The 19,356-nt window shown below is 69.9% G+C and carries 19 protein-coding genes; 8 read left to right on the top strand and 11 right to left on the bottom strand.

All coding sequences use genetic code 11. From position 1 onward, the window contains the following. Positions 1–2,316: ATP-binding protein (locus ACFWIW_RS02660; protein ID WP_378366778.1), on the top strand; the 2,316-nt coding region annotated here is incomplete at its 5' end. On the opposite strand, the gene ACFWIW_RS02655 is transcribed toward ACFWIW_RS02660, so the two are convergent. Both ACFWIW_RS02655 and ACFWIW_RS02650 read right to left on the bottom strand, forming a co-directional pair. Next, positions 2,313–2,981, bottom strand: a complete 669-nt coding sequence (locus ACFWIW_RS02655) for a hypothetical protein (protein ID WP_378366777.1) — start codon at positions 2,979–2,981, stop codon at positions 2,313–2,315. The two genes, ACFWIW_RS02660 and ACFWIW_RS02655, sit on opposite strands and share 4 nt — an antisense overlap. After that, positions 2,978–3,190 carry a hypothetical protein gene (locus ACFWIW_RS02650; protein ID WP_378366776.1) on the bottom strand — a complete coding sequence of 71 codons (213 nt, stop codon included), beginning with the start codon at positions 3,188–3,190 and terminating at the stop codon, positions 2,978–2,980. Before ACFWIW_RS02650 ends, ACFWIW_RS02655 begins: the two co-directional genes overlap by 4 nt. Positions 3,191–3,312: 122 nt before the next feature. On the opposite strand from ACFWIW_RS02650, the gene ACFWIW_RS02645 reads away from it, so the two are divergent. Beyond that, a complete protein-coding gene (locus ACFWIW_RS02645) occupies positions 3,313–4,404 on the top strand; it encodes a C45 family autoproteolytic acyltransferase/hydolase (RefSeq protein WP_378366775.1) in 1,092 nt (363 codons plus the stop codon). Next, positions 4,401–5,936: an MFS transporter gene (locus ACFWIW_RS02640; protein WP_378366774.1), complete on the top strand. Its 1,536-nt coding sequence runs from the start codon at positions 4,401–4,403 to the stop codon at positions 5,934–5,936. Before ACFWIW_RS02645 ends, ACFWIW_RS02640 begins: the two co-directional genes overlap by 4 nt. Positions 5,937–6,020: 84 nt before the next feature. Here ACFWIW_RS02640 and ACFWIW_RS02635 read toward each other — a convergent pair whose 3' ends face one another. Next, positions 6,021–6,509 carry a nuclear transport factor 2 family protein gene (locus ACFWIW_RS02635; RefSeq protein WP_378366773.1) on the bottom strand — a complete coding sequence of 163 codons (489 nt, stop codon included), beginning with the start codon at positions 6,507–6,509 and terminating at the stop codon, positions 6,021–6,023. Next, complete coding sequence (locus ACFWIW_RS02630) at positions 6,506–7,117, bottom strand: TetR/AcrR family transcriptional regulator (RefSeq protein ID WP_378366772.1); 612 nt, start codon at positions 7,115–7,117, stop codon at positions 6,506–6,508. Before ACFWIW_RS02630 ends, ACFWIW_RS02635 begins: the two co-directional genes overlap by 4 nt. 65 nt (positions 7,118–7,182) lie before the next feature. Between ACFWIW_RS02630 and lhgO the strand changes: the two genes are divergently transcribed. Continuing rightward, positions 7,183–8,367 (top strand): L-2-hydroxyglutarate oxidase, encoded by a 1,185-nt coding sequence (lhgO, locus tag ACFWIW_RS02625; protein ID WP_378366771.1) that lies wholly within the window; start codon positions 7,183–7,185, stop codon positions 8,365–8,367. On the opposite strand, the gene ACFWIW_RS02620 is transcribed toward lhgO, so the two are convergent. The 3 genes from ACFWIW_RS02620 to serS are packed head-to-tail and all read right to left on the bottom strand — an operon-like array spanning position 8,364 to position 11,718. Continuing rightward, positions 8,364–9,368 carry a DUF3558 family protein gene (locus ACFWIW_RS02620; RefSeq protein WP_378366770.1) on the bottom strand — a complete coding sequence of 335 codons (1,005 nt, stop codon included), beginning with the start codon at positions 9,366–9,368 and terminating at the stop codon, positions 8,364–8,366. The two genes, lhgO and ACFWIW_RS02620, sit on opposite strands and share 4 nt — an antisense overlap. A 47-nt stretch (positions 9,369–9,415) precedes the next feature. Continuing rightward, positions 9,416–10,426, bottom strand: coding sequence for a DUF3558 family protein (locus ACFWIW_RS02615; RefSeq protein ID WP_378366769.1), 1,011 nt, complete (start codon positions 10,424–10,426; stop codon positions 9,416–9,418). A 23-nt stretch (positions 10,427–10,449) separates the two neighbouring features. Next, entirely contained in the window at positions 10,450–11,718 is a 1,269-nt protein-coding gene (gene serS, locus ACFWIW_RS02610) for a serine--tRNA ligase (protein ID WP_378366768.1), read from the bottom strand. A gap of 133 nt (positions 11,719–11,851) precedes the next feature. On the opposite strand from serS, the gene ACFWIW_RS02605 reads away from it, so the two are divergent. Continuing rightward, complete coding sequence (locus ACFWIW_RS02605; RefSeq protein WP_378366767.1) at positions 11,852–13,135, top strand: aspartate aminotransferase family protein; 1,284 nt, start codon at positions 11,852–11,854, stop codon at positions 13,133–13,135. 52 nt (positions 13,136–13,187) lie between these two features. Here the strand turns inward: ACFWIW_RS02605 and ACFWIW_RS02600 are convergent, their stop codons facing one another. From ACFWIW_RS02600 to ACFWIW_RS02585, 4 genes are all read right to left on the bottom strand, one after another. Then, positions 13,188–14,093, bottom strand: coding sequence for a haloalkane dehalogenase (locus tag ACFWIW_RS02600; RefSeq protein WP_378366766.1), 906 nt, complete (start codon positions 14,091–14,093; stop codon positions 13,188–13,190). 71 nt (positions 14,094–14,164) lie between these two features. Beyond that, positions 14,165–14,617 carry a DUF350 domain-containing protein gene (locus ACFWIW_RS02595; RefSeq protein ID WP_240596217.1) on the bottom strand — a complete coding sequence of 151 codons (453 nt, stop codon included), beginning with the start codon at positions 14,615–14,617 and terminating at the stop codon, positions 14,165–14,167. A 49-nt stretch (positions 14,618–14,666) separates the two neighbouring features. Beyond that, positions 14,667–15,833 (bottom strand): glutathionylspermidine synthase family protein, encoded by a 1,167-nt coding sequence (locus tag ACFWIW_RS02590; protein ID WP_034309698.1) that lies wholly within the window; start codon positions 15,831–15,833, stop codon positions 14,667–14,669. Then, on the bottom strand, positions 15,834–16,436 hold the full coding sequence (locus tag ACFWIW_RS02585) for a hypothetical protein (RefSeq protein WP_378366765.1): 603 nt from the start codon (positions 16,434–16,436) through the stop codon (positions 15,834–15,836). Positions 16,437–16,530: 94 nt separating this feature from the next. On the opposite strand from ACFWIW_RS02585, the gene ACFWIW_RS02580 reads away from it, so the two are divergent. The 3 genes from ACFWIW_RS02580 (at position 16,531) to ACFWIW_RS02570 (ending at position 19,341) form a co-directional block, all read left to right on the top strand. Then, positions 16,531–17,511 (top strand): septum formation family protein, encoded by a 981-nt coding sequence (locus tag ACFWIW_RS02580; protein WP_378366764.1) that lies wholly within the window; start codon positions 16,531–16,533, stop codon positions 17,509–17,511. Between the two features lie 4 nt (positions 17,512–17,515). Then, the gene (locus ACFWIW_RS02575; protein ID WP_037333558.1) at positions 17,516–17,866 is read left to right on the top strand and encodes a metallopeptidase family protein; all 351 of its coding nucleotides are present in this window, start codon (positions 17,516–17,518) and stop codon (positions 17,864–17,866) included. A gap of 215 nt (positions 17,867–18,081) precedes the next feature. Beyond that, positions 18,082–19,341, top strand: coding sequence for an MFS transporter (locus ACFWIW_RS02570; protein WP_378366763.1), 1,260 nt, complete (start codon positions 18,082–18,084; stop codon positions 19,339–19,341). The last annotated feature ends 15 nt before the right edge of the window (positions 19,342–19,356 follow it).

Raw genomic sequence — 19,356 nt, 5'->3', positions numbered from 1 at the left:
CCGGGGCTGCTCCCCCGCGCGGGGGGGGTCCCCCGCCCCGCCCCCGGCGGGCCGGCAACCCCCGGCGTGCCACCCCGGCCGGGCCCCCCTCGGCCCCGCCCCGCGGTCTTCGTCGAGCTCGCGCCGTACACCGAGGACGCGGACGTCGCCCACGGCGTGCTGACCGCGCTCGGCCTGCGCACGGTCCCACGCGGGGCGGTCACCGCGCCGGTGGAGAACGCGCCGCTGGAGCGGCTGATCGCCGCGCTGGCCGATCGGGCGATGCTGCTGGTGCTCGACAACTGCGAGCATCTGGTCGAAGCGGCCGCGAAACTGGCCGCCCGGCTGCTCGGCGCGGCCCCCGCGCTGCGGGTGCTCGCCACCAGCCGCGAACCGCTGGGCATCACCGGCGAGATCGTCTCCCCCGTGCCGCGGCTCGCCGTGCCGCCGCCGGGTACGCCGCCCGCCCGGTCGCTGGACTTCGCCGCCGTCCGGCTGTTCGCCGACCGGGCGCGGGCGGGTGATCCGGGTTTCGCCGTCGACGACACCACCGCGGGCGACGTCCAGCGGGTCTGCGCCGCGCTCGACGGATTGCCGCTGGCCATCGAGCTCGCCGCCGCGCGCGTGCGGACACTGCCCATCGGCGAGATCGCGGCCAGGCTGGACGACCGGTTCGGCCTGCTCTCGCGAGGCAGCCGGACCGCCGAGACCAGGCATCGCACCCTGCGCGGCGTCGTCGAGTGGAGCTGGGATCTGCTCGACGAGGACGAGCGGCTGCTCGGCAGGCGGCTGACAGTCTTCGCGGGCGGCACCACGCTGGCCGACGCCGAAGCGGTCTGCGGCGTGCCGGACACCGCGGAGCTGCTTCCGTCCCTTGTGGACAGATCACTCGTCGAACGCGGCGGCGACCGGTACCGGATGCTCGAAACGATCCGGGCCTTCTTCGCCGGGAAGCTCACCGAAGCGGGCGAAACCGACCGGATGCGGCGCGCGCACGCCGAGCATTTCCTCGCCCTCGCCGAGGAAGCGGATCCCATGCTGCGCACCGGCGACCAGCTGCGCTGGCTCGACCGCCTCGACGCCGCCTACGACGATCTCCTCGCCGCGTTGCGCTGGGCCGCCGAATCCGACGTGCGGATCGCGCTCCGGCTTTCGGCTTCGCTGGTGATGTACTGGTGGATGCGCGGCCGCCGGTTCGAGGGCTCGACGCTGTGCTTGGAAGTGGTCAAACGGCTCGGGGAGCGAGCGCCGGACGGGCTCGAAGAGGAGCACCAGCTCTGCGTGCTCACCGCCGCCGCGGGGCTGCGGGGCAGTGAGAACGCGGAGGCGCTCGACCGGCATCTGCCGCTCGTGCAAGGCCTCATGCTGAGCCTCGTCAAGGCACCCCGGAACCCGGCGCTGCTGCTGTTGATGGGGGTCGTGACCGGCCCTCCCGGTGACGACGACGCGCTGATCGAACGCAGCCGGGCGCTGCTGGCGAACAGCGACGCCTGGGGGCTCGCCCTCGCGCCGACCGGCTACGGCCTCCGCGCGCTGATGCAGGGCGATCTCGACACGGCGGAGGAGTTCCTGCGCGAGGGGGCGCGGGCGTTCCGCTCGCTCGGGGAACGCTGGGGCCTTTCCATGGCCCTCGACCATCTGTCCCAGATCCTGATCTGGACGAACCGGCAGGCCGAAGCCCTCGAAACGATGAACGAGGCCCTGCGGCTGATGCGGGAACTCGGCGCGTCCGACGACAACGCGGACCTGCTGTGCCGTCGCGGCGGCAGCAAACTGCTCCACGGCGACGCGGCGGGCGCGCGGGCGGATCTCGAGCTCGCCATCGAGATCGCGCGCCGCGCCGGGATGCCCGAAAGCCGGGCGGCCGGGTATGTCGGGCTGTCGTTCCTCGCCCGGCACGAGGGCGATCTGGCGGCGGCCCGCGCGCTGAGCGAACGCGCGCTCGCGGAATGTTCCGGTGGTTCGTTCGCGGCCGAAGGGGTGCGCGCCGGCGCGCAGATCTCCCTCGGCTGGGTCCTGGCCGCCGAGGGCGACACCGACGGGGCCGAGGAGCTGCACCGGCTGGCGCTGGTGTCGGCGGACGGCTGGCACGACAGCACCACCGTGGCCTGCGCCGTCGAAGGCCTCGCTGGCGTCGCACTGCAGCGGGGCGACGCCGAGCGGGCGGCGGTCCTGATCGGGGCGGCGGTGACCATCCGGGGCACCTCGTTCGCCGTCGATCTGGACGCCGCCCTGCTCCGGACGACCGTGCGGGAGCGGCTCGGCGACGACTTCGACCGGGCCTACCGCCGAGGTCTCGGCCTGCGGGGTGCCGCTCAGCTGGCAGGCAAGGTCTAAGCGCGGGTCAGCTGCGTGCCCTGCGGCGCGAAGCGGCCGACGGCCTCGGCGAGGAGCCGCTGGTCGAGTTCGCTGTCCTGGACCGCGACGTACAGCGGCGCCGCGTTGACTCCGACGGCGCCGAGCCGGGTCATCCCGGGGCCGACCGGATCGATGGTGAGCCGGGTGACGTCACGCCACGGCACGACCGTCCGCTCGATCCGGACGCCCACCGCGTCCAGTTCGAAGAGCACCCACTGCTGGTCGTGCAGCGACTTCACGTAGGCGATGGTGCCGACGCCGCCGGCGATCAGGACGATACGCAGCGCACCGGGCGCCTCGATCGAACCGAGCAGGGCCGCGATCCCGAAGAAAGCCACCAGGAGCCCGGTCAGCTTCGCGGCACCGACCAGGCCCGCGTTCGGTTTGTGCACCCGGAACCGCACGTTGCGCATCAGGTGTTTGGTGAGCAGCCCGCCGCCGACCGCGGCGGCCAGCCCGAGCATCGTCACCACCAGCGAAACCGGCGAGAAGTCCGCGAAGACGTTGTAACCGGCGACCAGCGCGACGAAGCCGCCGACGACGGCCAGCATCAGCGCGAGCTTGCCCTTGCGAACGTCCTGCTCGCGGCGTTGGACGGAGGCCTGGTCGGGTGCGGCGAGGAAGCCGCCGTCGATGTTCCTCATCGGGCGTCACGCTGCGCGGCCTCGCGACGCTCGCGCTGACGGCGGTCGAGGACGTACAGCAGCGCGCCGGCGCCGGCGCTCACGACGGCGTAGAGCAGGTCCTGCAGGCCGTCCTCCGGGTAGCCGGTGGAGAACTCGACCATCGCCAGCGCGACGAAGAGGACGCTGAGGACGGCCCCGCCGATGATGTACACCTTGTTGCTGAGCATGGTTTCCCTCGCTTGTCGTTGCCTTGGTGAAACCACTCTCGCGCGGGGCACATGACATTCGGATGACACGGCCGTCAGCCGTCGGTGCGTGACCGGTCAGCGGTCGCGGAGACCCTCCGGACATGACTTACGCAGCTGGATCTCCCGAAGACTTCCTCGCCGTACGGCATCTGACGTTGCGCGGCTCCCAGGCCGAGATCGGCCAGGCGCTCGGCGCCGAAGTGAAGGCGCGCTCGGACTGGGCTCCGTCGTCGCTCGACCCGCTCGTGGCCAGGGCACGGCGGACCTGGTTCGCGCGGAACTGGCCCCAGTACGCCGGACGCCTGGCCGGGTTCGCCGAGGCCTGCGGGCTACCGGCCGACGCGGCGGTCTCCTTCGACGACGCGAGCGCGCTGCCCGCCGGGTCGGGGTGTTCGGCGCTGTGGACGGGGAGCGCGCTCGGCCGCAACTACGACTTCTTCACCATGAGCTGGACTCAGCTGGGCGCGGTGCTGGCCGGTGAGGAGCCCGTGGACGACGGGACCGTGCCGATGGCGTCCCGGCCCTATGTCCTCACGACGATCCCCGACGACGGCATCGCCTCGACGTCCCTCACGATGTCCACAATGGACGGTGGGACGGAGGGGGTCAACGAGGCGGGGCTCGTCGTCGCCCTGCTGATGGCCGAGGTCGAGACGGCCATGCCGCTGGAGCACGGTCCGCAGGCGGGCCTCTCGGTGCTGCAGGTGTGCCGGTACCTGCTCGACACCTGCGAAACCGTCGACGAGGCCAAGGAAGCGCTGATGCTCGCCAAGCAGTACGCGCACGGCGCGCCCTGCCACTACATCGTCGCCGACGCCTCCGGCCGCGGCTTCGTGTACGAACGCGGAGCGCACGACGTCGAGTACTTCGTCGAGGTCGCCGACGGACCGCTGTGCGTGACGAACCACCTGCTGCATCGCCACCCGGACATCGACGCGCTGCCCGAGGACACCCCGGAGACCATGCGCACCTACGAGCGGCTGCGCACCGTCACCAAGGAGGCCGGCGCCGGGCCGCGCGCGGCGCTCGACGCGGCGGCCTTCGCCGTCGAGCCCGGCGCACCGTGGCGGACGTTGTGGCGCAGCGTCCTCGACCCGGCGGCCCGCACCCTCAGCACGCGGTTCTACCTGGGTGACGGAGAGAACGGCACCGCGCGGCACTCGGCCGAGCTCACCTTCGGGGTATCGCGGTGACCATCGGCAAGGGCCGCAAGATCGGCACCGTCGCGGTCTGCGTACTGGCGCAGCTGCTGATCGCGATCGATCTGACCGTGCTGCATCTGGTGCTGCCGTCGCTTTCGGAGCAGATGCACCCGTCGACGACGGAACTGCTGTGGATCGCCGACGCGTACGGTTTCGCGCTCGCCGGGCTGCTGATCACGATGGGGAACATCGGCGACCGCGTCGGCCGGAAGAAGCTGCTGCTGATCGGGGCGTCGCTGTTCGGGGTCGCTTCGGTGATCACGGCGTACGCGCCGACGGCGGAACTCCTGATCGCCGCCCGCGCACTGCTCGGGGTCGCCGCCGCGACGCTCATGCCGTCGACCCTGTCGATCGTGCGGAACGTGTTCACCGGCAAGGAACGCGCGGCCGTGATCGGGGTTTCGAGCGGGCTGACGATCCTCGGCTTCGGCATGGGGCCGCTCGTCGGCGGTTTCCTGCTCGACCATTTCTGGTGGGGTTCGGTGTTCCTGGTCAACGTGCCCGTGGTGGTGGTCATGGTGATCGCGGGCGCGCTGATCCTGCCCGAATCGAAGAACCCCGCCCCGGGCCGGATCGACGTCCTCAGCGTGCTGTTGTCGATCGTCGGCATGGTCGGGATCGTCTACACGATCAAGGAAGTCGCGTACCAGGGCTGGGGACATTGGGACATCGCGGTCGCCGCGGTGCTCGGGCTCGGCTGCCTGCTGGCGTTCGTCCTGCGGCAGCCGCGGCTGGCCGAACCGCTGATGGATCTGAAGCTGTTCGCGCGGCGGGCGTTCTCGGCGACCGTCGGCACCACGATCGTGGCGATGTTCGCGCAGCTCGCGGTGTCGCTGATGTTCGCGCAGTATCTGCAGCTGGTGGCGGGCTGGTCACCGCTGAAGTCGGGGCTCGCCGGACTGCCGGGGATGGGCGGCGCGGTCCTCGGCGGGGTGCTCGCGCCCTTGGGGATCAAGCTCTTCGGCCGCGCGGTCACGATCGGGCTGGGCTGCGCGCTGTCGGCGGCCGGGTTCGCGTTGTATTCGGAGATCGGCGTGACGATCGTCTACCCGGACCTGCTCGCGGCGATGATCGTCTTCGGCGTGGGGCTGGCGCTGATCCTCACTGTCGCGACGGACACGGTGCTCGGCGTCGTGCCGAAGGCCAGGGCGGGCGCGGCGTCGGCGATCTCCGAGACGGCGACCGAACTCGGTGGGGCGCTGGGGATCGCCGTCCTCGGCAGCGTGCTCGGCGCGCTGTACCGGAGCGAACTCGTCATCCCGCCGGGCGTGCCGCCGGAAGCGATCTCGGACACCCTCGGCGGCGCCGTCCAGGTCGCGGCTCAGCTTCCGCCTGAGCAGGGCACCTTGGTCCTGGCCAACGCGAAACTGGCGTTCGTCGACGGGTTGCAGGTGACGATGCTGTGCTCGGCGGGGTTGATGGCGGTGCTGGCGGTGAGCGTCTTGTTCACCTTGCGTGGGGTGCCGAAGGTCCTCGAAGACCCCGAAGACGAGCCTGCCCCCGTTCCGCTTCCCGTGGGCTGAAAGCGTCCTTCACCGCATGGGACGCAGCGAAGGACGCTTTCGTCGCATGAGATGCGGGGAAAGCGTCCTTCAGCGCCCCGCTCGTCAACGGGGTCCGGCGAGCGGGACCGCCCGCCGGTCACCGGACCGGACCATGGCCAGCAAGGGTTTCGCGGCCACCGCGAGCAGCCGGGCGGCGAAGGTGCGGCCGTTGCGGCGCGCGATGTCCGGGCCGAAGGCGTCCATCAGCGCGACGAGCCCGGGCAGCGGCCGCACGAAGAGCGTCACTTCGGTGATCAGCCCGTCTTCGCCGAGCTTCAGCACCGCCGCCTCTTCGATCTCTTCGCCGCCGATGCGCGCGGTGTAGACGACGACCCGCGTCGCCCCATCGCCCGTGTCCGTGTGGAACCGGACGTCGCGCAGATGCGCGTAGGCGACTTCCAGCAGTGGCCTGAGTTCCGCGTGCCCGCTGAACCGGACCCGGCTGGTCAGCGGCGAACGCACCACCGCGTCCGGCGCGAAGACGCTCAGCGCGAGGTCCACGTCCCGGGTCTCGAGGGCGCGGCGATACCGCTCGGTGGTTTCGATGCTCATCGGTCCTCCTGGATCAGGTTCCCCAGCCCGCGCCACAACAGATCCGTCGTGAGCGCGACGACTTGCTCCCGCGGGATGTCGCGGTTGTCCCACCACCAGGTGGCGATGGCGTTCAGCGCGCTCTTCGCCGCTTCGGCGAGCGCTTCGTTCGCGCGGTCGCGCGGCAGGTCCGCGGTCAGCGCCAGGCCTGGGACCTGGGCGAACACCTCGGTCAGCTGCGCGGTCGCCCTGGCCTGGCCGCGCCGGTGCACCTCGGCGACGCCCTCGTCGGACGGCGTCTCGGCGAAGATCATCCGCCAGCCGCGTTCGTTCGTCTCCATCCAGGCGAAGATCGCCGCCACCCTGGCGCGCAGCAGCCCCTCGGCGGTGTCCGACGGCGGCAGCTCCGCCCATCCGGCCAGCAGACTGTCCACTTCGGACTCCAGTAGACCGGCGTACAGCGCCGCCTTGGCCGGGAAATGGTCGTAGAGCACGGGTGTGCTGATCCCGGCGGCCGTCGCGACCTCGCGCATCCCCGCCGCGTCGTACCCGGACGCGGCGAACACCCGCGCCGCCGCGGCCAGGATCCGCTCGCGGCGTTCTTCCCTGCTCAACCGCTTACCTGACATCGGTCAGGTACGCTACCACCTAACCTGACAGCTGTCAGGTAGCGCTCCGGGTAACCTGGTCGATCGTGCGCACAGTCGTAGTCATCGGGGGCGGGATCGTCGGGCTCGCCACCGCCTGGGAGCTGACCAAACGGGGCCTGGACGTCACGGTGCTCGAAAAGGAGGAGCACTGGGCCGCCCACCAGACCGGGCACAACTCGAACGTCGTGCACGCGGGGCTCTACTATAAGCCGGGTTCCTTCAAGGCCAGGATGTCGACCGCCGGCAATCGGTCCATTGTGGACTTCGCCCGGCAGTACGGCGTGCCCGTCGAGGTCTGCGGCAAACTGGTCGTCGCCACCTCCGAAGCCGAGCTTCCGGCGCTCAAGGTGCTCGCCGAACGCGCGGAGGCCAACGGGGTCCCGGCCAAGCTGATCACCCCGAGCGAGGCCCGCGAATACGAGCCCGAGGTCTCGTGCGTCGCCGCGTTGCGCGTGGAATCCACCGGCATCATCGACTTCCCCGCCGTCTGCGCCGCGCTCGTGCGGCTGCTCGACGAATCCGACGCCGACCTGCGGCTCGGCACGCCCGCGCTGGGGATCCGCCCCGGCCGCACCGGCGGCGTCGAGGTGGCGACCGGCGACGACGTGATCCGCGCGGACGCCCTCGTCAACTGCGCGGGCCTGCACGCCGACCGGGTGGCCAGGCTCGCCGGGCTCACCCCGAGCGCGCGGATCGTGCCGTTCCGCGGCGAGTACTACGAACTGAAACCCGAACGCCGCCACCTGGTACGTGGCCTGATCTACCCGGTCCCCGACGCGTCGCTGCCGTTCCTCGGCGTGCACCTGACCCGCATGCTCGACGGCAGTGTGCACGCCGGACCCAACGCCGTGCTCGCGTTGCGGCGCGAGGGCTACACCTGGCGCGACGTCTCCGCGAAGGACCTCGCCGAAGTCGCCCGCTTCCCCGGCGTCTGGCGGCTCGCGCGCAAGTACGCGTACCCGACCGGGCTCGACGAGATCCGCCGCTCGTTCTCGAGGCGCCGCTTCGCCGAAAGCCTCGCGCGGCTCCTGCCCGCCGTCACCGAGGACGACATCGTGCGGCACGGCTCCGGTGTCCGGGCACAGGCGCTGCGCCCGGACGGCGCGCTCGTCGACGACTTCCTGATCGAGACCGCGCGGAACCAGGTGCACGTCCTGAACGCGCCCTCACCGGCGGCGACCAGCGCACTGGAGATCGCGAAGCACATCGCCGACGAGGTGAGCGCCTAGGAGGAAGGCGGCAGGTTCGCGCTCAACAGCGGGACCGCGGCCTTGATCACGTCACACGCCTTCGCGGGGTCGTCGAGGTTGCCCGCGATGATCGCCACCGTCGACGTCGCGGTGATCGCGACCCCAGCCGCGCACAGCTTGCTGCCCGGCTCGGTGTAGATCTTCCATTTGCGGCCGGCGGAGTCGAAGTCCTGCGGTTGCCCCTGCGAGATCAGCGTCGGCGTCTCGTCCATCGCCTTCGTCGTGTAGAACCACAGGTCGAGCGCCTTCTCGCCCTTCTCGCCGTCCGTGTCGGCCCACTCGCAGCCGAACTGGTTCGGGTCGGCGCTGGACTTCATCGGCTCGCCCGTGGGTCCGAGCCTCAACTGGGCGGTCTGCTCGGGCTTGAGCATGGCGCACGGATCGGTGCTCACCAGGGGCCCGCCCGGCTCGGCGGGTTTCTGCCCTGGCGGGGCGGTGATCTGCGGGTTCTGCTCCCCACCCGGCAGCTTCGACGCCACGGCCGGGGCCGCCGCCTTGGCGAGATCGCACGCGTTGGCCTCGGTGTGGTCGGGGCTCTCGCTGGCGATCTCCACGAACGAGTCCGGCGTGATCTCCGTGCTCAGCGAGCAGTAGGTCGGCCCGAGGATGGTGGCGTACCGAGTCCAGGTGAAGCCGCCGATGCCGAACTTCTCGCCGGGCAGGGCGCCGTTCATGTACTCGTTCAAGGACAGGTCCTTGCTCAGCGAGATTTCGAGGTTCGACGCCTTGCTCGCGTCCTCCAGCTTGCGGAACCGGCAGACCGCGGGGACCTTCTGCTCGGGTTTGGCGGCACGCTCCTCCCCCGGATACGTGACTCCCAGCGCCTTCGCGTATTCCTCCGAGAGCATGGTGCACGGCTCGGCCTTCGTGACGACCGGTCCCTGTCCGGGCACCGGCGAGGCCGTTCCGGCGATCGTCGACGTGCAGCCGCCGAGCGCCAGCACCGCCAGCCCGATCGCGAGCGAGTTCCGAAACCGCATGCGTCCCCTCCTCATCGGCTCGCACACTACTTGTGCGCGGCCGCCGTTCACGAACCGGCGGGCAGCGCGGCGCTCACCGTCGGCAGCGCGGCCCGCAGCAGGTCACAGGCTTTCGCCCCGTCGTCCCAGTGGCCGCTGGAGACCTTCACGGTGGACGTCCCGGTGATCGGCAGCGCGGCCGTGCAGTACTTCGTGGCGGTGTCGGACCGGACCGTCCACTTGCGACCGGCGAGATCGGTTTCCTCGGGAGTGCCTTCGAGTCCGGCGACGTCGGCGACGGCCGTCGACGGGAAGAGCGTCACGTTCAGCGGACGCTGCCCCTTTTCGCCGTCGGAGTCCTTCCACTCGCAGCCCTTGTCCTCGGGATTCGCCAGATTGGCCGGATCGACCGGGGTGCCCGCGGCGATGGCCAGCTTCGCGGCTTCGTCGGGCTTCAGCAGCGTGCACGGGTCGACCTGCAGCAACGGACCGGACGGCTCGGGTTTCTTCTGCCCGGGCGGCGCGACGATCTTCGGGTTCGGCTCGCCGCCGGGCAGCTTCGACGCGATCGCGGGGGCCGCGGCGAGCGCGAGGTCACAGGCCGTCGCCTCGGGCGCGCCCGTCTGGGTCTCGCTGCCGAGCTCGACGAACGAGGTCGGCCCGAGTTCGGTGCTGAGCGAGCAGGCCGTCGGGCCGAGCGGGGACGCGTAGCGCGTCCAGGTGAAGCCGCCGATGCCGTACTTCTCACCGGGCTGGGCACCGGCGTAGAAGTCGTTCAGCGGGATGTCGATGCTCTGCGTGATCGAAAGGGACACCCCGCGCGGCGAATCGTCGCGTTCGGACAGCAGGCACATCGGCGGGACCAGCTGGGCCTTGTTGCCCTTGGTCTCGACACCCGGCAGCTTGAGCGCCAGCGCGTCGGCGTGTTCCGGGGCGAGCAACGAGCACGGCGCCGCCTTGGTGAGCACCGGCCCCTGGCCGGGCACCGGCGACGCCGTACCCGAGATCGTCTCGGAACATCCGCCGAGCAGGAGGATCACCGCGACGAGCGCGGTGATCGATGTGCTGCGGCGGTTCATCGGGTCCCTCCTCGGTGCGGACCCTACTTCGATGCCGGCGTGAGCACCTCGGTTCCGCCGAGGAAGGGACGAAGCGCCTCCGGCACCCGGACCGAACCGTCTTCGAGCTGGTGGTTCTCCAGGATCGCGACGATCCACCTGGTGGTGGCGAGCGTGCCGTTCAGCGTGGCGACGGTCTGCGGACGGCCGTCGTCGTCGCGGTAGCGGATACCGAGGCGGCGGGCCTGGAACGTCGTGCAGTTCGACGTCGAGGTCAGCTCGCGGTAGGTGTCCTGCGACGGCACCCACGCCTCGCAGTCGAACTTCCGGTACGCGGAGGTGCCGAGGTCGCCGGTGGCGGTGTCGATCACCCGGTACGGGACCTCGATCTTGGCGAGCATCTGCTCTTCCCAGTCCAGCAGGCGCGCGTGCTCGGCCTCGGCGTCCTCGGGACGCGTGTAGACGAACATCTCGACCTTGTCGAACTGGTGCACGCGGATGATGCCGCGGGTGTCCTTGCCGTACGAACCGGCCTCGCGGCGGTAGCAGGAAGACCAGCCCGCGTACCGCTTCGCGCCCTTGCCGAGGTCGAGGATCTCGTCGGCGTGGTAGCCGGCGAGCGGGACCTCGGAGGTGCCGACGAGGTACAGGTCGTCGTCGCGCAGCCGGTAGACCTCCGACGAGTGCGCGCCGAGGAATCCGGTGCCTGCCATGATCTCCGGCCGCACCAGGGTCGGCGTGATCATCGGGGTGAAGCCGTTCGCGGTCGCCTGCGCGATCGCCATGTTCAGCAGGCCGAGCTGCAGCTGGGCGCCGACGCCGGTGAGGAAGTAGAACCGCGAGCCCGAGACCTTCGCACCGCGCTCCATGTCGAGCGCGCCGAGACCCTCGCAGAGTTCGAGGTGGTCCTTCGGCTCGAAGTCGAACTTCTTCGGCTCGCCGACGTGCTTGAGCACGACGTAGTCGTCTTCGCCGCCTTCGGGCGCGTCTGGGTGGACGAGGTTCGGCACCAGACGGTGCAGCTGCTCGAACTCCTCCGACGCCTCGGTCTGCTCGACCTCGGCCGTCTTGACCTGGGCGGCCAGCTCCTTCGCCTTGGCGAGGAGCTCGGCCCGCTCGTCGCCCTGCGCCTTCGGGATCAGCTTGCCCAGCGACTTCTGCTCGGCGCGCAGCTTGTCGGCGGCGGCGATGGAGGAGCGGCGACGGGAGTCGAGGGAGAGCAGCTTGTCGACCACTCCTTCGTCCTCGCCACGGGCGCGCTGCGAAGCGCGCACGACGTCCGGTTCATCGCGCAGAGTCCTGGGGTCAATCACGAGTGCTGAGGGTAGTCCGTGCTGGTCGAACAGAATGTGCGGGTCCGCGCGGATAACCCGACAGTCTGATCGTTGCCGCCCGTTTCGGCCGCTCCCCATACTGAGATCTCCCTGCTGCGGACGGAGAAACCCGATGACCGATGCGGACCTGCTGGCGCGGCACAAGGCGGTGTTGCCGTCGTGGCTGGCGCTCTACTACGACGAGCCGATCGAGATCGTGCACGCGCAGGACCGCCGGGTCATCGACTCGACCGGGCGCACCTACCTGGACTTCTTCGCGGGCATCCTGACCAACTCGATGGGCTACGACGTCTCGGCGATCAGCGACGCCGTGCGCAAGCAGCTCGACACCGGCATCCTGCACACGTCGACGCTGTACCTGATCCGCTCGCAGGTCGAACTGGCCGAGCGCATCGCGAAGCTCTCCGGCATCCCCGACGCCAAGGTGTTCTTCACCAACTCCGGGACCGAGGCCAACGACACCGCGCTCATGCTCGCCACCCAGTACCGGCGCAGCAACCAGGTGCTGGCGATGCGGAACTCGTACCACGGGCGGTCGTTCGCGACGGTCGGCATCACGGGCAACCGCGGCTGGTCGGCGTCGTCGCTCAGCCCGGTGAAGGTGAGCTACGTGCACGGCGGCTATCGGTACCGCAGCCCCTTCCGGGCGCTTTCGGACACCGAGTACATCGACGCGTGCGTCGCGGACCTCGTCGACGTGCTGGAGACGGGCACTTCGGGCGACGTCGCCTGCATGATCGCCGAGCCGATCCAGGGCGTCGGCGGTTTCAGCTCACCGCCGGACGGCCTGTTCAAGGCGATGAAGGAGGTCCTCGACCAGTACGGGATCCTGTTCATCTCCGACGAGGTCCAGACCGGCTGGGGACGAACCGGGGAACACTACTGGGGGATCCAGGCGCACGACGTCGTCCCCGACGCGATGACCTTCGCGAAGGGTCTCGGCAACGGTCTCGCCATCGGCGGTCTCGTGGCGCGCGGCGACCTCGTCGACTGTCTCACCGCGAACTCGATCTCGACCTTCGGCGGGAACCCGGTCGCCATGGCGGGCGCGGCCGCGGTGCTCGACCACATCGCCGACCACGACCTCCAGGCCAACGCGCTCGCCCGCGGCAACGAACTGCTCGACGGCCTGCGCGCGGCCGGGAACCCGCTGATCGGGGACGTGCGCGGCAAGGGCCTGATGATCGGTGTCGAGCTGGTCGAGCCGGGCGGGATGACGCCGAACCCGGGCGCCGCGGCGCGGATGATGGAGGAGACCAAGGCGCGGGGGCTGCTGATCGGCAAGGGCGGGCTGCACGGCAACGTGCTGCGGATCGCGCCGCCGATGACACTGACCGCCGAAGAGGCCGCGGAGGGCCTGGGCGTCATCGTGGACGCGTTGGCTGCCATCTCCTGACAACCTCGTGAGTGGCAAGGACGGTTCTAACCGTCCTTGCCACTCACGAGGATCAGGAGCGCGCGAACCGGGCGACGACCTCGCCCAGCCGACCGCCGGCGTCCTCCTGCAGGAAGTGGCCGGCGCCGGTGATCGTCGGATGCTCCAGTTCGCGGGCGCCGCGCATCGAGGCCCGCAGTTCGAGGCCCCACGGCGCGGTGATCGGGTCCCCGTCGGAGAACGAGACCAGGAACGGCTTGTCCAGTTCGGACAGCACCTTCAGCGCGGCCCGGTTGGCGGCCGAGGCCGGATCGTCCGGGGTGATCGGCACCAGCGACGGCATCGCGCGCGGAGCGGCCTTGTACATCTCGTTCGGGAAGGGCGCGTCGTAGGCGGCGCGGACCTCCTCGGGCAGCTTCGTCTGACAGCCCGATTGGACGAACCGCCCGATGTCGATGACCTGGGCGTTCTCCATGGCGTCGCGGAACTTGTGCCAGAGCTCGGGCATGTCGGTGTCGCCGGTCGGGAGGCCGGTGTTGGCCGCGACGACCCTGGCGAAGCGGTCGGGGTTCTCGGCGACCAGCCGCAGGCCGATCAGGCCGCCCCAGTCCTGGCCGACCAGGGTGACGTCGGTCAGGTCGAGGACGTCGAAGGCGAACGCGCGCATCCACTCGACGTGCCGTTGGTAGGTGTGGTCGACCATGTCGCCGGGTTTGTCGGATCGGCCGAAGCCGACCAGGTCGGGCGCGATGGCGCGCAGCCCGGCGTCGGCGAGCACCGGGATGACCTTGCGGTAGAGGTAGGACCAGGTCGGCTCGCCGTGCAGCAGGAGGACGGGCGGCCCGTCCTCGGGTCCGGCCTCCACGTATCCCACTCTGATCACGCCGCCGTGAAGGTCGACGAGTTCCGCGTAGCGCGGCTCGAAGTCGAAATCGGGCAGGTCCGAGAACCGGTCGTCCGGTGTCCTTAAAAGGCGCACGACTCCCACGTTAGTGGGAATCGTGCGCCTATGCCGGTTTCAGGATGTCAGGCTGTGGCCATTTCAAACCGTCACGAGATGGCGACGGCCACGATCAGGCCGAGGGCCAGATGCGCGGCCGCGACGACGACGCTGGCCGGGGCGAACTTCTCGCTCTCGATGGTCGAGCGGATGTCGATACGGGTCGCCCACTCCAGCAGCCGGACGGCGAGCACCTGCACGATGACGCCGAGCAGGCCGTAGACCAGCGAGGTGATGAGGCCCTCGGTCAGGTCGCTGGCGGAGTTCGCGATCGCCACGACGATGATGAACGCCATCGACAGCAGACCCGACGCGGTGACGATGACCGCGTTCGGCAGGCCACGGGTGACCAGCTGGGACAGCTTGCCGGGAGTGGTCCAGTCGATCGCCCAAAACCCGGCGAACATCATCAGCAGGCCGACGACGCCGTACAGCAGGATCGCGCCGATCCCTCGCACGAGGTCGGAGCCGAACGTGTCGGACAGCGCAAGGGTGGTGGTCACAGGGGTTCTCCAGAAGTCAGGAAATGTCAGGTTTGTGCGGTTGCTTCTATCACGACTCGACGATGCGGTGCGGGACGAACGCCGCACCGTCGTCCGTGACGAGTCCCGCGGTCTCGCGGATACCGAGACCGGCGGCCTGGTCCCCGACGATCCACGCGCCGAGCGCGGGCCGGTAACCCTGGAACTCCGGGAGCGGGTCGAACGCCTGGTAGACGAACCCTTCCGCGCCGTAGACCCCGTCGGTCTGCGTCTCGTAGCCGGTGGCGACGATCTGCACGTTCGCGCCCTCGCGGCCGAGTTTCGGCTTGCGGACGTACTCGGTCAGCAGGCCGGGATCGTCGGCGAAGGCGGGCAGCAGGTTCGGATGCCCCGGGTAGTTCTCCCACAGGATCGCGAGCAGCGTCTTGTTGGAGAGGATCATCTTCCACAGCGGCTCGACCCACAGCGTGCGCGGCATGGTCTCCACGGCGAAGCGGCCGAACTCCTCGTCGACCACCCATTCCCACGGGTAGAGCTTCACCACGGTCGCCATCTGCGCCTCTTCGAGGTCGACGAACCGTTTGAGCACCGGGTCCCAGCCGATCTCCTCGATCGACAGGCCGACGGTGTCCAGCCCGGCCTCGGCCGCGGTCTCCTGCAGGTACGCCGTCGTCACGTGGTCCTCACCGGACGGGTCGGCCGAAGACCAGGTGAAGTGCAGCTCGTTCGAGGGCAGCTTGTCGGCGAGTTCGCCCCAGCGCTCGACGAGCTTCTCGTGGATCGAGTTCCACTGGTCGTCGTCGGGGAAGACCGCGGTCTTCCAGTGCCACTGCAGCACCGCGGCCTCGAGCAGCGAGGTCGGGGTGTCGGCGTTGTACTCGAGCAGCTTCGCCGGGCTCTTGCCGTCGTAGCGCAGGTCGAACCGGCCGTAGACGTGCGGATCCTGCCGCTTCCACGACTCCGCGATATGCGGCCAGACCCACTCCGGGATACCGAAGCGGTGGTACTGCTCGGTGGTGATCACGTTGTCGACCGCTTCGAGGCACATCGAGTGCAGCAGTTCGACGTCCGCCTCGACCGACAGGATCTCGTCCATGTCGAAGACGTAGTGGACCGACTCGTCCCAGTACGGCCGGGATTTGCCGGAGCCGTCGCGCGCGGGCGTGCCGAAGACCAGCCCCTGCTCTTCGACGATGTTCTGCCAGTCCCGCCGGGGCGGCTTGGAATCCCGGTACACCTACGAGCCCCCGCTCTTACCGCTGCCGCCGCTCTTGCCGCTGATGCCGAACCCGCCGCGCTGGACGGACTTGCCCGACTTCGTGCTGATGTTCGCGCCCGACGGCGCGGTGTACGAGCCCCCGGACACGCGCTGTCCGATGGTCCCGGTGCCGCCGTAGTTGTAGCGGTAGCTGTTGTATCCGCCGCCGCCCGGAATCGGGATGAAGAAGAAGCCACCGGAGTGGTAGCCGCCGTGCGACGTCACGTACCGCTCGTCGCAGTTGTCGTCCTGGTCGACGATCCCGTCCTTGGTGGTGCAGACGGCCGTGACGTTCTCCGGCTTCGCGACCGTGTAGAACGTCGCGACCAGGCCGACCAGGCCGACGGTCACCCCGGTGCCGATCAGGATCTTCTTCTTGGTCGAAGACTTCTTCTCGGCGGCGCGAGCGGCCTCGGCCGCCATCGCCTCTTGGCGCTGCTGCTCCGCCAGCGCCTGCTGGCGTGCCCGCTGCTCGGCCAGCGACGGCTGCCGCGCCTGCGTGCTGCTGTCCTGGAAGCGCATCGAACCGCGCTTGGGCGGCTCCTGAGGCGCTTGTGCCCCCTGGTTGTCATCCTGCGTCATCGAAGCTCCGTAATCGCCCGCCGGCCCGAACTCGTGTCCAACACTAACCACCCGGTACGCGCACCTTACGTGCGGCGCGGGCATCATGGAGTGGATGTCTCAACAGGCCGAGCGGTTCCGTGATCCGCGAAACGCGCTGAGCACCCTGCGCACCCGGCTTCTCATGGCCGGCGTGTTCGTGGGCGCGATCATCGCGCTTTCGCTGAGTGTGGCGTTTTCGTGGAACGTGGGCCCGGAGGGCGGTGCGGGCGGCGGCGCCCCCAAACTGTCGCCCGCCGCGGCCGAGGCGTTCCAATCTCCCCCTGGCACCTGTCTGACCTGGAACAATCCGGACGCCACCGACGCGCGGCGGGTGCCGTGCACGGAGTCGCACCTGTTCGAGGTCACCAGCATCGTCGACATCGGCGCGCAGTACCCGCCGGGGGTGCCGAGCCCGAACCTGGAGCAGTGGCAGGAGATCTCCCGGTCGCAGTGCACGATCGACGTCAAGCCGTATCTCGGCCGTAACCTCGATCCCTACGGCAAGCTCAGCATGAACCTGCTCCGGCCGACACCCGCGCAGTGGGCCGACGGTGACCGGCAGTTGCGGTGCGGCCTGCAATGGGCGGGCCAGGGCGGCAAGCTGCAGCCGACCAAGGGGCCCGCCAAGGAGCAGAACCAGTCCGCGGTGTGGGAGCCGGGCACCTGCCTCGCGCTGCTCAACAACAGCTTCGGCGACCCGATCGACTGCGCGCAGGCGCATTCGTACGAGATCTTCGCGACGCTCGACCTCAAGACGAAGTTCAAGGACGGCTACCCCTCGCAGGAGCAGCAGAACACCTGGCTGGACACCGAATGCTCGACGGCCTCGCAGGAGTACACCGGCAACGCGGATCTCGCGGCGAAGAAGCTCATCATCAGCTGGGACGTCCGCGAGCAGGAGAGCTGGGACGCCGGGTCGACGCTGGTGAACTGCAAGGTCGCGGCGGTCCTGCCGGAGAACAAGGGGCTGGCTCCGGTCACCGGGAGCGTCAAGGTCGGCACCGGCGAGTCCCCGCCGCCGTCGTCTTCCTCGCCCCCGAAGACCGGAGGGTGATCGCGTGCCCGTCGAGATGACGCAGCAGCGTTTCGAAGAGCTGGTGTCGGAGGCGCTGGACGAGCTCCCGCCCGAATTCGCGGACGCCATGGACAACGTCGTGGTGCTCGTGGAGGAGTTCAACGAGGAGTCGCCCACGATCCTCGGGCTCTATCACGGGGTCGCGCTGACCGAGCGGACCCACGAGTACGGCGGGGTGCTGCCCGACCGGATCTCGATCTACCGGCGCCCGCTGTTGCAGATGTGCGACACCGAGGAGGACGTCGTCGAGGAGGTGCTGATCACGGTGGTCCACGAGGTCGGGCACCATTTCGGCATCGATGACGAGCGGTTGCACGAACTCGGCTGGGGTTGAGCCGCCGGGCGAGTGATAGCAAAGGTCCCTCGCTCCCCCGGCGACGGATTCCGCGCCGGAGGTGGCATGGTCGGTGATTTTTGTGCGTGGAGCACCAAGGGTTCTCCGGATTCTTAACTGGCTGTAACAACCCAGCCACTTTGGGCGACAGCCCCGCTAAACTTTTCGACACGTTGTCGCCGGCCGTCGTCGGCGAATGCCTGGGGAGGCGCTGCATGGCCGAGTCGACGGTGCGAAGGAGGAGCGACCGGCGGTTGCGCTGGCTGCTCGCGTCCAGCGCGGCGTCGAATCTCGGCGACGGTATCGGCAAGGTCGCGTTCCCGCTGCTCGCGGTCACCCTGACCCGGGATCCGCTGCTCATCGCCGGTCTTTCGGCGACCCAGTTCCTGCCGTGGCTGCTGTTCGCGCTCCCGGCGGGCGCGCTGCTCGACCGGGTCGACCGGCGGCGGGCGATGATCCTCGCGAACAGCGTCCGCGCGGTGGTCGTCGGCGGGACGGCCGCGCTGGTCGCCGTGGGCGGCGTGACGATCTGGATGGTCTACGCCGCCGCCCTGCTCATCGGGTTCGCGGAAGTGGTCGCCGACAGCGCCGCGAACGTGCTCATCCCGGCGGTCGTCGGCGAGGGTTCGCTCGACGGCGCGAACAGCAAGCTCCAGGCCACCGAGATCGTCGGCCAGACCTTCCTCGGCGGGCCGGTCGGCAGCGCCACTTTCGCGCTCTTCGCGACCTTCCCGTTCTTGCTCAACTCGGTGGGCTTCGCGATCGCGGCCGTCGTGTTGATCGGCCTCGCCGGAAGCTACCGGCCGCGAGCCGCCGAGCGCGCCACCACCGACCTCCGCACCGAGCTGGCGGAGGGTTTCCGCTGGCTGAAGCGGAGCCGGCTCGTGCTGCGCCTGGTCGTCCTCGCCGGGGCGATCAGCCTGGTCAGCGAACTCGCGCAGGCGCAGCTGGTGCTGTACGCGATCGAGTACCTGCAGCTCAGCGAAGCGGCCTTCGGGCTCTTCGCGTTCGTCGGCGGTATCGGCGGCCTGCTCGGCGCGGCCGTCGCCCCACGGCTGGTGAAGGCGTCCAGTCGTCGCGCGGTGCTCCTCGGCGGCACGGCCTGCTGCGGAGCGGCGTTCACCGGCATGGGCCTGACGGGTTCGCCGGTGGCGGGGGCGGCGCTGTTCGGCCTGTTCGCGGCGGCAGTCGTCGCGGTGAACATCGTGCTCGGGACGGCGCGGCACACCCTCGTCCCCGGCGACCTGCTCGGCCGGGTGCTGGGCGTGTGGCGCACCGTCGTCTGGGGAGCGATCCCGATCGGCGCCCTGCTCGGCGGCGTCCTCACCCACGCCCTCGGTTCCCCGGCCCGGACGTTCCTCACGTCCGGGCTGCTGCTGTTCGGCGTAGCCGGTTTCGCGTTCGTCTCGTTACGGCCCGGCGCCTTCGATGACGAATCGGCCACGGAGCAGCGGGTTCTCCACCAAGACCGGTGAAAACCAAGGCCTTTG

The organism is Amycolatopsis sp. NPDC058340 (genome assembly GCF_042723975.1).
Lineage (GTDB): Bacteria > Actinomycetota > Actinomycetes > Mycobacteriales > Pseudonocardiaceae > Amycolatopsis.
This window is presented reverse-complemented; position numbering and strand designations above follow the sequence as displayed.

Coding starts and splice junctions, on each gene's coding strand:
- ACFWIW_RS02655 (WP_378366777.1), bottom strand. CDS start 2,981: ATGAGGAACATCGACGGCGGCTTCCTCGCCGCACCCGACCAGGCCTCC.
- ACFWIW_RS02650 (WP_378366776.1), bottom strand. CDS start 3,190: ATGCTCAGCAACAAGGTGTACATCATCGGCGGGGCCGTCCTCAGCGTC.
- ACFWIW_RS02645 (WP_378366775.1), top strand. CDS start 3,313: ATGACTTACGCAGCTGGATCTCCCGAAGACTTCCTCGCCGTACGGCAT.
- ACFWIW_RS02635 (WP_378366773.1), bottom strand. CDS start 6,509: ATGAGCATCGAAACCACCGAGCGGTATCGCCGCGCCCTCGAGACCCGG.
- ACFWIW_RS02630 (WP_378366772.1), bottom strand. CDS start 7,117: ATGTCAGGTAAGCGGTTGAGCAGGGAAGAACGCCGCGAGCGGATCCTG.
- ACFWIW_RS02620 (WP_378366770.1), bottom strand. CDS start 9,368: ATGCGGTTTCGGAACTCGCTCGCGATCGGGCTGGCGGTGCTGGCGCTC.
- ACFWIW_RS02615 (WP_378366769.1), bottom strand. CDS start 10,426: ATGAACCGCCGCAGCACATCGATCACCGCGCTCGTCGCGGTGATCCTC.
- ACFWIW_RS02605 (WP_378366767.1), top strand. CDS start 11,852: ATGACCGATGCGGACCTGCTGGCGCGGCACAAGGCGGTGTTGCCGTCG.
- ACFWIW_RS02585 (WP_378366765.1), bottom strand. CDS start 16,436: ATGACGCAGGATGACAACCAGGGGGCACAAGCGCCTCAGGAGCCGCCC.
- ACFWIW_RS02580 (WP_378366764.1), top strand. CDS start 16,531: ATGTCTCAACAGGCCGAGCGGTTCCGTGATCCGCGAAACGCGCTGAGC.
- ACFWIW_RS02570 (WP_378366763.1), top strand. CDS start 18,082: ATGGCCGAGTCGACGGTGCGAAGGAGGAGCGACCGGCGGTTGCGCTGG.